Below are 13,418 nucleotides of genomic sequence, written 5' to 3'. Positions count from 1 at the left end.
CCCGCCGAAAATATCTCTGATAGGATTGGAATGGAATGAATGTAAATAGATGGTTTTAATCTCTGTATTTCTATATACCGTCAGATTTCCGTACTTCAAGAGGATTGATTTTCGTACTCGCCAAGTACGGTTTTCAGCCCTCCGGCGTACCATAACCGGATTTCTTGAAGTCGGTGTTTGGAACCGCTTCATAGGATTTCGGGTAAATGCGGTTGGGTTTTCCACAGCCCTGTTTCTGGATTTCCACCAGCCCCGCATACTGCAACTCCCGCAGGGTGTTGACCGCTTTCTGCCGCCCGCAGCGGAGCAAAGCGACCACCTCGCAGATGGGGTAGTACAGGTAGACCCGCCCGTACTCGTCCGCCCAGCCGTTCTTCCGGGACAACTCCGCCCGGCGCAGGACAAAGGCATACAGCACCTTCGCTTCGTTGCTCAAGGGCTGGAATGTGGGTGCTTCAAAAAGGAAATTGGGGAGCCGGGTGAAACTGAACGCCTTTTCCGGCTGGTGAATATAAATCGTGTTTGTCATAGCGTGTTTTGTGGACGGTTAGAGGCCCGTTTTCCGGGGCGAATGATAAATGATACCAGCCGCCCCGGTTGAGGGCTTGCGGAGCCTTGCAAATCAAGGCTTTTCCCGCTCTTAACTGTCCACAGCAGACCTCCTTTTCCGTTCACTTTCTGTTTTCTGCCGCCTGTGAACTCTGGCGGCGCAGTCCGGGCAGTATTTGCCCCGGTTGGACTTCGGGACGAACACACCGCCGCACTCCGCACAGCGTTTCAAGTCCCTGTCCCGGTAAATCTCCGCTTCCAGCGTCCTGTCCAGCGGCAAGACCGCCCAGCGGAACCACTTGCAGCAGACGGAGAACGAAATCATCTGCGGACAGGCGCAGGTGTCGCCATCGTCCAGCGCAAGGCAGTTTCCGTCCTCGCAGTTGCAGCACTCCCGGCGTATCAGGCCGCTGGCTCGTCTCTTCTGGGGCGGGGTTATGCGGTAGGGGGAGCCGTCCGGCCTGTGTTCCAGCGGCGGCAGGTGTTGATAGGGTCTTTTGCTCATGCGTCCCTCCGTTTTCTTTGGCGTGTTCTGTTTCCAAGGTGCTTGTCCATCGATGAACTATCCCAAGTCTACACCTTTTTGACCGCCTGTGCCGTATATCCAAGAGGTAGGAAATCAGCCTGAAAAACTCCCTATTTCCACGCTCTCGGATTTGTGATATAATCAAAAAAAGATAAAAGACAAATTCAGGTTTCTGGTCTTCTTGCACAAAATAAAGGAGGAGCTATTATGCAAATTGTTTATATTCCAAGCGAATCAATGTCTGTTCAAGGTAAAAAAGATGAAATCTATAAAAGATATGGGAAAGACTGGAATATTAGAGAACAGGGAGGAGGTAACGGAAATTGGTTGTTGACCAGAAAAAGTGATGTGCTTGTAGATGGAAAAAGTTATCGTACTTTTGTACTTGAACACTACGGTAAATCCAAGCTGACAGCGAAGCTTGTTGATAAATTTCGTGAAGATGTAGCAAATGGTAAAATAAAACTGTAAATGCCTATGCCGTTATGCTATGAGCATAGTACATAGCATAACGGCTTCTCTTTCGTTGAGCTAGCAAGGAGGGTGAATATGTCTTTATCCATACAAGAGCGATTAAAAGACCTACGTGTGGAGCGTGGCTTGACGCTGGGGCAGCTTGCGGAGCAGACCGGGCTTTCCAAGTCTGCGCTGGGCAGTTACGAAACGGAAGACTTCAAGGACATCAGCCACTATGCCCTTATCCGGCTGGCGAAGTTTTACGGTGTGACCGCTGATTATCTGCTGGGGCTGTCTGAAATGAAAAATCACCCAAACGCCGATCTTGCAGACCTGCGTTTGAGTGATGAAATGATTGACCTGCTGAAAAGCGGGAGGATAGACAATACCCTGCTGTGTGAGCTGGCGGCGCACCCGGATTTCCCCCGGCTGATGGCTGACCTTGAAATCTATGTGAACGGAACGGCACTGAAACAGGCGCAGGGTGCAAACGCCATAGTGGACACGATGAGCGCAACTGTTATAAAAAAGCATAATCCTGGCATGAGTGATACGCAGTTAAGACAGCTTATCACCGCCCATATTGATGAGGACGAGTTTTGCCGCTATGTGATACAACGGGACATAAACGGGATTGCCCTTGCTCTGCGGGAAACACACAAGGACGATTTTTTCAGCGTCCCAGAGGATAACCCGCTAAAAGAAATGCTGGAAACTGCTGGTGAAATCGTCAGCCAGGACAGCGACACGGAACAAGCGTACTTGGCGTTTATCTGCAAACGGCTCAAGCTGAATTTTAGGAAGCTGTCAGTAGAAGAACGGAAGTGGCTGAAAAAGATTGCGGAAAAATCCGACTTGCTGAAGAATCCAAAACCGCAGAGAGGACGAAGATAAAAAATGCCTGAACGGCGGTTCTGGTTTTTCAGAACCACCATCCAGGCATTTTGTTTAGTAATAGAAAAAGGTGCAGTTGATTATTGCGTATTGTCAATCTCTCTCAAACCGGGTAGTAAAAATACGGCAAGCGCAACGATGATAATGCCAATTCCGCAAATGACAAACCATTTCTCAACTCCCAGCCGCTCCGCCAGAGGCCCGGAAATGACAAGGCCAAACGGCATGGCGAGGGAAGCGGCGCTTGTCAGTAGAGAAAAAACTCTCCCCAGATATTCTGGTTTGACCGTTTCTTGAAAAATCGCATTTTGCACACCGTAAAATGGAGCGGAAATTCCCATAACAGTACAGCACACAACAAAGACAAGAAATGCGTCTGGCGGCAAAAGCCCGGAGAGCATATTGCTAACGCCCATCAGGAGAACGGAAAGACCGATGGTGTACCGCCGTTTCTTAAAACCGCCCCAAATGCTCAGAATGACTCCGCCAAGCAGCATACCAACCGCAAAAGCAATTTCAGCGGCAGAGGCATGGGCCGGTGTTCCTTTGAAGTATGACATACAGATGAGAGGAAAAAGCGTACTGATTGGCATATAAAAGAACATATAAATTACACCAATCCAGAGCAGAGCAAAGAGGCCCCTGTTTTGCTTTAATACCACATACCCCTCTTTCATATCCTGTAAAAACTGTTGTCTTTTCGTTTCTGGACATAGTTCAGGCGTTGGTATGGACGAAATCGCAACAGTCACACAGGCAAGGATTGCACCCACAATATCTAACAATATAATTGCATTAAGAGGCCAAACAGCATATAAAAACGCTGCGGCAGCTGGACTGATAATCGCACTTACTGCTTGCATGGTCTGCGTGTAACCAGCGCATTTTGTAAGTTCCTCTTTTGGCACAATCATAGGTGTTGCTGCGCTGAATGCTGGAGAATGAAAAGCAGTTCCCGCACTTCGGATTAACAGGACAACCATAATAGACCATACGGGCAATTCCATGTAAAACGCCACCAGCGCCAGAATACCGCCAGCGGCGGCAATTATCAAATCCGCACCAATCATTACGCTTTTACGGCTGTGCCGGTCAACAAAAGCACCTGCAAACGGGCCTAAACAGGCTTGCGGCAAAAATCCAATCAGTGTTGCCGCCGTCAATATGATTGCAGAATTAGTTTTCGCAACCAAATAAAAGATAATGGCCATTTGCAAAATACCGCTGCTAATAAAGGATATTGCTTGTCCGGCAAGAAGTGTAAAATAAGTTTTTCTCCATGAATTGTTGTTTTGGGTCATAATGCGAACCTCCTTTTTTATTGCATTGTTCCTTTGTTTCTGCAATAAAAAGCAGGCGTTGTCCCACAGAGAGGGCAGACGCCTGCATAACAACAAAGCACGAAAAAACACCACGATACAGTTCAAAGACTGCTCGTGTCAAACCTACGTGTTCCTTTGCATACGCACGCAAAAAAAGCCCACCATCATGTGGAAAGGTACTTCTACTTTTTATTGCTTATTAGCGTACACAAATTAACACACGTAAGCCTCCTTCCAATCTCAAACTGTCGCACAGTATAACACACATCCGATAGACTTGTCAACCATTTTTAACCTTGTTTTCCATCTTGTTTTTCCATCTCTTACGGGCAGTAGCAAAGCCAGGCGAGCCAGTCAACGGTCAAGATGAACGGCGCTTTCAGCGCCGCCGTTGACAGTCTCGCCCGTCTTTGCTAATGGGTAATCAAGGCGGGAAAGCCATTTTAGGGCTTTCCCGCCCATTTCAATTTTGGGAGAAGAAAGGCCCCAAAATGAACGAGTGCGGCCAAACACTTTTAGGGATTGGCCACCTTGTCCACCCATCCAGCGGGGCGGCGGGGAACGGTCAAGGCCGGGCGTCAGCCCATTCATTTCAGCCTTGACGGTTTCCTGCCGTCCTGCTACTTTTCCCGGAGTGTGGCCACACATCTGGTCACGGTGTCCAGAGCTTTGGGACTTTTTGTCCCATAGGCCGGGGGCGGAGGACGAGGGACGGGGGCTTTCATAATACGCCCTGTCTGCTGCTGAAATCAGCCCTTTGTTTCCGGCTTACCAGCCCCAAACAAAGCCCTGCTTTCCTGCCGCGTCAAATGCCCTTGCCCTCCCCGGCGGCAACGGTATTTTCAGGGCAACGCCGACAGAGCGTATAACACACTACACTTTGCTCCGCAAAGTCGTGTGCCAAATGGGGCGCTGCCCCCTTTGGAAACCCCCGCAACAAACAGGTGCTATGCACCCAGCCGGGAGCATAGCGCCGTTTGTTGTCAGCAGCCCGTTTCACGGTCTGCGTGTAGTTCCTTGTAAACTGACCTAAAAGAAAGTATAAATTATTTTATCACAGCTGCTATTACTTGTATACGACAAAAGGCAGGCAAAATATGCCTGCCCGAAACAGCCTTATTCAGTAAGCCGCAGGGATGTTTCTCTGATTAGATTTTCAAAGTGGCCGACGTCAGTGCCGTTAGATGCAAATACGATGATAAATGGCTGGTCACAGTATACGATGCCGGCATCATGGGTGATCCCGTCGTCTTCTCCGGTTTTATGAGCGACCTCAAAGCGTTCCGCCATCAGTCCGGGTATCTTGTAGTTGATGTTTTGCATTTTCAGCGTCTGTAGAATATCCTTAGAAACTGCCGAACTGACGAACCGTTCTTCATACAGGCTTTCCAGCAGCATTGCGATTTCCGCCGGCGTAAAGTAGTTATCTTTTCCTGCCATAGAGGCAGTCTCGTCAAAAAGGGGTCTTTCCAGACGGGTCTTCATAAGTCCCATCTCCTGAAAGCCGGCGTTCAGTGCGGCAATGCCGCATTCTCGAATCATAATGTTGGTGGCAGTATTGTCACTGAGGGCAATCATAAAATTACAGATTGTCCGCAGGTCCAGCCTGGGTTCAGAAGAGAAGAGATTGATCGCACCGCAGCTGGGCAGAATATCCTCTTTTCTGATCTGAACCTCTTTGCCTAAATCCAAACGGTGTTCAGAGGACACTTTGATCACCTGAGCGAAAATAGGCAGTTTGATGATGCTGGCCGCGATAAAACTCTCGTTTTCCTGATAAGCCAGTTTTTCTTTTGTGATCAGATTCTTGTAATAGAATCCGACCTTTCCTGTACAATTTTTTAACTTATTTATGATTGAATCAACTAGAATTTTATCCAAGTTTTCTTCCTCCTTCTATGCCGCTATTCTAAATTGTCTGCGCTATAGTCCTGCCCGCCGTTTCTTTTCTTGAAGAAGAAATAAACAGGAACCGCGATGACAGGAATGACCAAACCAATTAGGGAATTCAACGGGTCGGTTATCAGCTGGTTAATCAGCAGAATAGCAAACAGGGCTGCCGTGATCATGATGATTGGAATTCCGCCCAGTACTTTATATGGCCGTTCGATATCCGGATACTTCTTGCGGCAGATCAGAACCCCGATGACGGTCAGCATGTTCAGCGCCGCCTGGAAGAAAATAACCAGATTGACCAAGGCGTCCAGATCTCGCAAGCATACCAGGATGCAGGCCACAACAGAGGATGCGATGATGGCGTTGGCCGGTACGCCTTTACTGTTGAGTTTAGCAAAGGATTTTGGGAAATAGCCGTCCTTGGCCATAGCGTAGTAGGTTCTCGGGAAGACTAGGATGCCGCCGTTTAACGTGCCTAAAACACCGACGATCATTCCCGCCAGGACTAGAGAATATCCCACGTTGCCCATCAGGCGCACTGCCACTTCACTGCCTAGGTAAAGATCTCCTTTTGCCATCATGGCAGAAATAGTATCCATAGGCAGAACCTTGTAAATTGCCAGATTGAAGATGGTATAGATGATGGTGATGGTCCCCAAAGATATGATGATGGACAGCGGCAGATTCTTCTTTGGATTGCGCAATTCTTCCGCCACGCTGTTCATATTGGTCCATCCTTCAAAGGCCCATAGTGAGGCAAAAGTGGCAAAGGCGACCAGCGAAATTGCACCGGTGATTCCGCTGTGGCCATCAAAGGCATGGCGCAGAGACAAGTCCGGTGTGACATCGCCCATAGCAAAGCCGAAGACGATGATTAGGACAATTGGCAGCAGCCTGAAGACCATGGTGAAATTCTGCAGATAACTGGCTTTTTTCACGCCAACCAGGTTAATCAGGGTAAACGCTGCAATGAGAAGAATTGCCAGCAGTTTTGATGTAAGACTGCTGAGGTGCATCACGCCGTCAAGAAATGCCACTGATGCAATTGCCAGCGCCGCAGTAGATCCTGAGCCGTTGATACAGAACAGGTTAAAGCCGTTAATAAATCCTAATAGGGGATGATACGCTCTGCTCAGATATACCGTTTGACCGCCGGCCACCGGCATGGAAGCGCCCAGCTCTGCAAAACAAAGACCGCCTAGTATAGAGACGATGCCGCCGACAATCCAGCACAATAATGCCAGCCCCATGCTCATGCCCGATCGCTCCAAAACAGTGGTGCCCAGATAGTAGATTCCGGAACCAATTACCATACCTGCTACCAGGCTGATGCCGCCAAAGAGACCGATGTCCTTTCTGAAATGTGCTGTGGAGTTATTTGTGTTTTTTTCGTTCTTCATAGAAACCTCCATAATAAAACAATGATTACTTTCACAGTATATTAGAGCAAGAAGCGTACCAAGCCTATTTTTGACGAAAAGAGTGGATTTTTTGCAGAAAATGCCGATACTGTGTTCGATATCTTGAATGACATGTTCGAAAATGTGAACAACATATCTAAATCAGAAGGTGCAGGGTGACGCCGTTTACGGAAATGCCTTTTTGTGTTATGATACTCTACATAATCAGTTTTACGATGAAGGAGATTTCATGCTGAACATCTTTTATGGCAGAGAAAGTATCGATAAAGAACAATTTATATATGAACAGATAGATAAGAGTCAAAGGCGCACTTTGGTCATCGTGCCGGATCAGTATACCTTGGAGGCGGAAAAGCAGGCTTTTCGTCTGCTTCAGGCGCAGGGGCTTATGGACGTGGAAATCGTCAGCATGTCTCGTTTGGGATTTAAACTGCTGGCGGAACAAGGCGGCGGTCAGAAAACTTTCATTGACAAGTATGGACGGCACATGCTGCTCTCTCAGATTACTGCAAAGCTCGAAGAGGATTTGCAGGTCTTTAAGGACAGCCGCCGCAAAAATTCTTTTATTGAGATGACCAATAACTTTATTTCAGAGATGAAGCAATATAACGTGGGACCGGGGGACTTAGCTCTGTTGGCTGACAATTTAGAAGCGGACAGCCTGCTGAAGAAAAAGCTGTCTGATCTGGAGTTGATTTTCGCAGAATATGAAAACCGCATCGACGGTAAATACACGGATTCAGAGGATTACATCAGCCTCTACACAGAGAAGATTAAATCGTCATCCATTGTACAAGGCGCGGTGATCTGGGTCTATGGTTTTGACAGCTTTGCACCGAAGTCTCTGGACGTTCTGGGGCATTTGATGGAGGCGGCAGAGGATGTCAACGTGTTTTTGACTTACGATCAGAACTGCCGGGATGAGGAGATTTTTCAGCTGACCGGTATCGTCATGGAGAACTTGGTGAAGCAGGCAGAACTTTTTGGTGTTGACCACCAAAGACTGCAGGTATCGGATCGATATAAGAGCCAGAAGAATAGTCAGGCCATCAAGGTTTTGGAAGAAGAGCTGTTTGCTGTCGGTATTCATAAGCCTGCGGCTCACCGTGGCATTACCTTGGTGAAAGCGGCCAACATGTATAACGAAGCGGAGTCGGCGGCGGCATTTATTCTGCATCTGCTGCGGGATGAAGGCTTTCGTTACCGTGATATCGTAGTCATCTGTAACGATCAGGCGGTCCGCGGATCTATTATCAGCCGCATATTTGATGAGTGCGGTATCAGTCTCTTTGATGACAAAAAGCGCAGCATTTTGGCGTCGCCTATCGCTATTTTTGTAGTTTCTCTGATTGAAACCATAGCATACCGCTACAGGACGGCAGATATTTTTAAAGTGCTGAAGACGGGTTTTACCAGTCTGTCAGATGAGGATATTGAGCTGCTTGAAAACTATGCGATCAAATATCGAATCAAAGGCTCCATGTGGAAGAAACCCTTTGTAAAAGGACAGTTGGAGTATGGGGACGATGGTCTGGAGCATATGAACCAAATTCGGGGACAGGCCATGGAACTCTTCGACAGGTTTGAAATCATTTATCGTGAGGCAGAGAATAACAGGGGATTTATAGAAGACTGTTATGATTTTTTGATGGAATATGCGGGTCTGGGCGATAAGATTTTGACGTTGATTGAAGAGCAGGAAGCGCAGGGTATGCTGGATTTGGCAGAAGAGACCTCACAAATTTGGCGGCAGATCGTCGGCCTCTTTGATCAGCTTGCGGAGCTGACCGGTGAAGACGCCTTTGATGGAAAAGAGTTTGTCAGCGTGCTTATTACGGGACTTTCTGAATTGGAAGTAGGTGTGCTGCCGCCGACGGCTGACGATATTTTGATGGGCACTATGCAGAGAACCAGAAGCGGACAGGTGAGAGCGGCAGTGGTCATCGGCGCCAATGAAGGCGTACTTCCGTCAGGCGCGCCGGAGGAAGGGCTTTTCAGCCTGGAAGAACTGGACTATCTGACAGAATCGGGCAAGGAGATCTGTAAGGTGGAGCGCATCCGCGTATTAGAGGAAAAGTTAGCGATCTACCGCAATCTGTCAAAACCCTCTGACTATCTGTGGATTAGCTATTCTGCCAGCGACGAGGAGGGCAAAGAGACACGCCCTTCAGAAATTGTGGATAATATTAGGCGTATTTTTCCGAACTTGCCAGTAGAAAATGACGTCTTAAATAGGTCAGACGTAAAAAGTTTGGTGGGCGGCAGGCTGAGCACCCTGCGTCATCTGACAGCGGCGCTGCAGACAGCTAAAAGAGGCGATAAGATAGACGGAACCTGGAAACCTGTCATGGAGTGGTTTGCCGCCAATGACAAAGTTGACTTGGACAAGGTGAAGAAGGGATTGGAATTTACCAACGATCAACGGAAGCTAAATGGGCGGCTGATGAGGGACTTGTACGTCAGAGAGGGAAAGAGAGATTTGACTTTGAGTCCATCGAGGCTGGAGCGCTTCAGCCGCTGTCCTTTTTCCCATTTTGTGGCTTATGGACTGCGGCCCGCGGAGCGGCGGATTTTTGAAGCAGCCGGGCGTGAAATCGGGGATATCTACCATAGATGTCTCATGAAGCTGTCGGAGACGTTGACAAAGGAAAAGACCTGGCACCAGATCACAGAGGAAGAATGCAGGACGTTTGTTTCGCAGATTGTTGAAAAAGAAACGTCCAATTACCGGGAAGGGGTTTTTCATTTTAGCAATGAAGAACGATATAAGACGAAGCGTATAGAAGATACCTGTTTTTATGTATGCTGGGCCTTAGTGGAACAGATCAGAGCGGGGAAGATTAAAGAGAGTCTTTATGAAGTGCCTTTTGGCAAAGAGCAGAAAATAGCGCCAATTGAGATAGAATGCGGCGACGAAAAAGTCTACATTGAAGGTAAGATTGACAGGCTGGATGTTCTGGACCAGGATCGAGTCAAAATTATCGACTACAAGACAGGCAAAGAAAATTTTGATAAAGAAGAAGCTAGGGGTGGATATCGTCTTCAACTTATGTTATACTTAAAAGCGGCTCAAGAAACAGATAAAAAACCAGCGGGTGTTTTTTATTTCTTAATCGGCGATCCGCGTGTCGATTTGACCGGAACCGAAAGAGAAAAAATTTCCGAAAAAATTTCAAAAGAAATGAGGAAATTTTTTCGATTAAATGGTATAATGGTCAACGATGATACAATTATCAGCGGGATTGCAGGTGAGTTCGACGGCTATTCCGACATTGTTCCATTGCGGAAAGGCAAAGAAGGCATCAAGGCTACGTCGGACGGCTTTCTCTTAAATGAAGAGGAGTTTGCAGAACTGCAGGAGGCTGTAGACCAGCAGATAGAAAGGCTCTGCCGCCAGTTGGCAGATGGGAAGATTTCTATCACGCCGAAGAAGACGGCTAAAGAATCGCCGTGTACTTATTGCGAGTACAAAGGCATCTGCAGATTTGACCTGAGTTTTCCAGGGTGTCATTACGAGATTATCAAATAATTGAATATATGGGCAGATAATACTGCCCGCAATAGGCTTCCTTGGCTCAGTTGGTAGAGCAGCACATTCGTAACGTGCAGGTCGCCGGTTCGAGTCCGGCAGGGAGCTCCACAAAAAACCCATTCGCAGAATGTTGAAACAACATAGCGAATGGGTTTTGTCTTGCCATCAATTGGCGGTTTAACGAGCAATTTTATATGTAATATTAGACCAACTGCTATAGTAGCGAATTCCTCGAACTTTCGAATATGCTCGTACTTTATAATAGTAACGGTTGCCCTTCTTGAGACCTGCGGTATTGATATACTGCGTCTTAGATGCAGAAAACATGATTTTGTAGGTGCCATTCCTTTTAGAAGACTTCGCGATTTCATAACCAGTGACTTTCTGCTTTTCGCCTTGCGTCTGTTCCCACCAAACTTTCATGCGCAGCGGCTTTGTTTTTGTCTTAGCATAGGATTTTGAATAAGCCTTCAGACGTACAGCCGCCATAGCTTTCTCAGCAGCAGTCACCTGTGGATCTTCATAAATCACGGATTTAGCCATATTGTCACCGTTATAGACCGTACAATAATAACGGATGTCATTACCAGACTCTACTGTATAAGTGCCAATCGTGTATTTTCCGCCGTTGGCCGCAAGACTTTGTTTTGGCAGTTGTAAGTTGAGCAATGCAGGATTCTGCTTTTGACCGCATCGAACGGCCTGTTCTTCTGCTGAAATGTTAATTTTTCTTGAAAGTATAGAAACCTTTCCTTGGAGGGAATCTATTGCAATCGGCCCTTCACAGCGGGCCTCAAAGATCGTTGTATCGTCGGCTATGATATTATTACAGAGGATTGCGCTGCGATCTCCTGCAGAAGCTATTTTTTCACCCGTGGTATAGGCTTTAAGAATTCCTTTATTTTCTACGGTGATATCTCCAGTATTGTCTATAGGATTTCCAGGGGTGTTCTCTAAGGCAGACGCCGCAATTAGCGTGCTGTTGTCAATAATCAAATCCTTATCGTTATTGATGCCCTTGTTCACATAGACCTTAGCGCCATTTTTTAAAACCAGACCTCTTGTAAAATTAATGGAATTCCAATTGACATTTTGCGGTGTAATAATATTGAGTTTTGCTCCGTTTACAATAAGATTCGTATAGTGAGGATAGATAATCCCATTTATAGTTAATGTCCCATCCCCTTTAATCGTTAAATTTCTCTGACGAGTCAAGCTATATTTACTGTTATTATCGACACCCGATGTGGTGGATTTTCGACGGTCGATCAGAGAACTGATACTGTCAATTCCCGTCAAGGTGTTGTTGCCTTTCACAATAATTGTAACATGATAGTCGTTGTTCAAAGTAATCATGCTTCTGGATTTGTTCAAAATATTGGCGTTATTCAGTGTCAGCGTATGTTTAGATGCATCCCAATTGTAACCTGGCCCTTTGGCATCTTTTGAAGTAATTAAGCCCTTGGAGACTGTAGTCGTCGACGCGGCCGTAGCCGACAGCGGCATTATAGTCAAGGCCATAATTATAGCTAAGAAGATGACAGACGTTTTCTTTTTCATAAAAATACCTCTTTTCTTTTGGTGTGATTATAAATATTCTAATTGTTACTTTGTCAATTCCCCCCGCAGGTCTTGCTCCATCTTGACCTTGATTTCATCTCGAGGAAGACCCAGGCTGAAGAGATAGTAGAGTTTAGCGACAGCTGCTTCGGTGGTCATATTGTAGCCGCTGACAGCGCCGGCTTTTGTCAGAGCAGAACTGGTTGCATAAGCGCCCAGCGTGACAGTACCGCTTTGGCATTGGGAGCAGACGGTGACAATCGTCCCATTTTCGAAAGCTTTTCTGATAATTGGCAGCAGGGCATCGTCATAGCTGGGGATATTGCCGGCTCCAAAAGTCTCTAAGACAATTCCTTTCAGACTCTCGGTCATAATGGACTCAAAAAGACTGAACTGAATTCCGGGAAATACCTTTAGGACGCCGATAGAAATTTGCTTAAATTCTGTCAGATGGAAATCCGCATTTAGAGGCGGCGTCAGCAAAGAGGCGACGTTGTATCGAATGTCAATGCCTGCTTCGGCCAAAAAGTGATAATTGGGGGAATCAAAGGCGATGAGCCCGTCGGCTGATGATTTTGTGGAGCGGTTTCCCCGAATCAATTTTCCGCCGAAATAGAGGCATACCTCCTTCACATTGCCTGCTCCTGCGATGAGCGTGGAGGTAATCAAATTATCGCGGGCATCGCTCCTCAGCTTGCAGAGGGGAATCTGCGATCCTGTTAAGATGACAGGCTTTGACAGGCCTTCTAACATAAAAGAGAGTGCAGAGGCGGTGTAAGCCATGGTGTCTGTTCCGTGAAGAACCACGAAACCGTCATAGGCCTCATAGTTATCACGGATGGCGCGCCCAATCTGGTTCCACTGTTCAACGGCAATATTGGATGAATCCAGCAATGGATCGAACTCAATCATATCCCACTCGGGCATATCGTGACTGTTCAAATCGGGAATAGCGGCGATTGCATCGTAGAAGTAACCTTTCTTTGGCGCGTAGCCATTCTCCGTTGGAACCATGCCGATAGTGCCGCCAGTATATAAAATGCAGATTCTTTTCTTCATAGTATTATTGTCCTTTCAAGGTTTTTATGGAGTTATTTTAACACATTGAAGAGTAAATTAGAATGGGGAATCCAGGAAATTTCGAACATAGCCGAAGACGATTCAGCTACCAGGGGAATTGTACTGCATATGATTATTCTATAAAATTGAGTATATAAAATTCAAACAGGCTCTATTTCACTGTCCGTTTCGCCAAGCCAGAT

General features: G+C 46.8%; 10 protein-coding genes and 1 tRNA gene. 4 read left to right on the top strand and 7 right to left on the bottom strand.

Features of this window, described 5'->3' with window-relative positions:
* Positions 1-133: 133 nt before the first annotated feature.
* Together BN6539_RS02020 and BN6539_RS02015 are read right to left on the bottom strand one after the other, a co-directional pair.
* Entirely contained in the window at positions 134-529 is a 396-nt protein-coding gene (locus BN6539_RS02020) for a replication initiator protein A (protein ID WP_002575861.1), read from the bottom strand.
* A 111-nt stretch (positions 530-640) separates the two neighbouring features.
* Positions 641-1,054, bottom strand: coding sequence for a cysteine-rich VLP domain-containing protein (locus BN6539_RS02015; protein ID WP_002575860.1), 414 nt, complete (start codon positions 1,052-1,054; stop codon positions 641-643).
* 228 nt (positions 1,055-1,282) lie between these two features.
* On the opposite strand from BN6539_RS02015, the gene BN6539_RS02010 reads away from it, so the two are divergent.
* Both BN6539_RS02010 and BN6539_RS02005 read left to right on the top strand, forming a co-directional pair.
* The gene (locus BN6539_RS02010; RefSeq protein WP_002575859.1) at positions 1,283-1,546 is read left to right on the top strand and encodes a hypothetical protein; all 264 of its coding nucleotides are present in this window, start codon (positions 1,283-1,285) and stop codon (positions 1,544-1,546) included.
* Positions 1,547-1,624: 78 nt separating this feature from the next.
* On the top strand, positions 1,625-2,425 hold the full coding sequence (locus BN6539_RS02005; RefSeq protein ID WP_002575858.1) for a helix-turn-helix domain-containing protein: 801 nt from the start codon (positions 1,625-1,627) through the stop codon (positions 2,423-2,425).
* 80 nt (positions 2,426-2,505) lie between these two features.
* Here BN6539_RS02005 and BN6539_RS02000 read toward each other — a convergent pair whose 3' ends face one another.
* From BN6539_RS02000 to BN6539_RS01985, 3 genes are all read right to left on the bottom strand, one after another.
* Positions 2,506-3,726, bottom strand: a complete 1,221-nt coding sequence (locus tag BN6539_RS02000) for an MFS transporter (protein ID WP_002584949.1) — start codon at positions 3,724-3,726, stop codon at positions 2,506-2,508.
* Positions 3,727-4,863: 1,137 nt separating this feature from the next.
* Positions 4,864-5,628 (bottom strand): serine hydrolase, encoded by a 765-nt coding sequence (locus BN6539_RS01990; protein ID WP_067533164.1) that lies wholly within the window; start codon positions 5,626-5,628, stop codon positions 4,864-4,866.
* Between the two features lie 23 nt (positions 5,629-5,651).
* On the bottom strand, positions 5,652-7,043 hold the full coding sequence (locus BN6539_RS01985; protein ID WP_067533162.1) for an APC family permease: 1,392 nt from the start codon (positions 7,041-7,043) through the stop codon (positions 5,652-5,654).
* A gap of 250 nt (positions 7,044-7,293) precedes the next feature.
* Between BN6539_RS01985 and BN6539_RS01980 the strand changes: the two genes are divergently transcribed.
* A complete protein-coding gene (locus BN6539_RS01980; RefSeq protein WP_067533159.1) occupies positions 7,294-10,593 on the top strand; it encodes a PD-(D/E)XK nuclease family protein in 3,300 nt (1,099 codons plus the stop codon).
* Between the two features lie 35 nt (positions 10,594-10,628).
* Positions 10,629-10,704 (top strand) — tRNA-Thr (locus BN6539_RS01975).
* A 69-nt stretch (positions 10,705-10,773) separates the two neighbouring features.
* Here the strand turns inward: BN6539_RS01975 and BN6539_RS01970 are convergent.
* A complete protein-coding gene (locus BN6539_RS01970; protein WP_067533156.1) occupies positions 10,774-12,156 on the bottom strand; it encodes a hypothetical protein in 1,383 nt (460 codons plus the stop codon).
* 45 nt (positions 12,157-12,201) lie between these two features.
* The gene (gene ansA, locus BN6539_RS01965; protein WP_067533154.1) at positions 12,202-13,215 is read right to left on the bottom strand and encodes an asparaginase; all 1,014 of its coding nucleotides are present in this window, start codon (positions 13,213-13,215) and stop codon (positions 12,202-12,204) included.
* Positions 13,216-13,418: the final 203 nt, after the last annotated feature.

Source organism: Emergencia timonensis (assembly GCF_900086585.1).
GTDB classification, from domain to species: domain Bacteria; phylum Bacillota; class Clostridia; order Peptostreptococcales; family Anaerovoracaceae; genus Senimuribacter; species Senimuribacter timonensis.
This window is presented reverse-complemented; position numbering and strand designations above follow the sequence as displayed.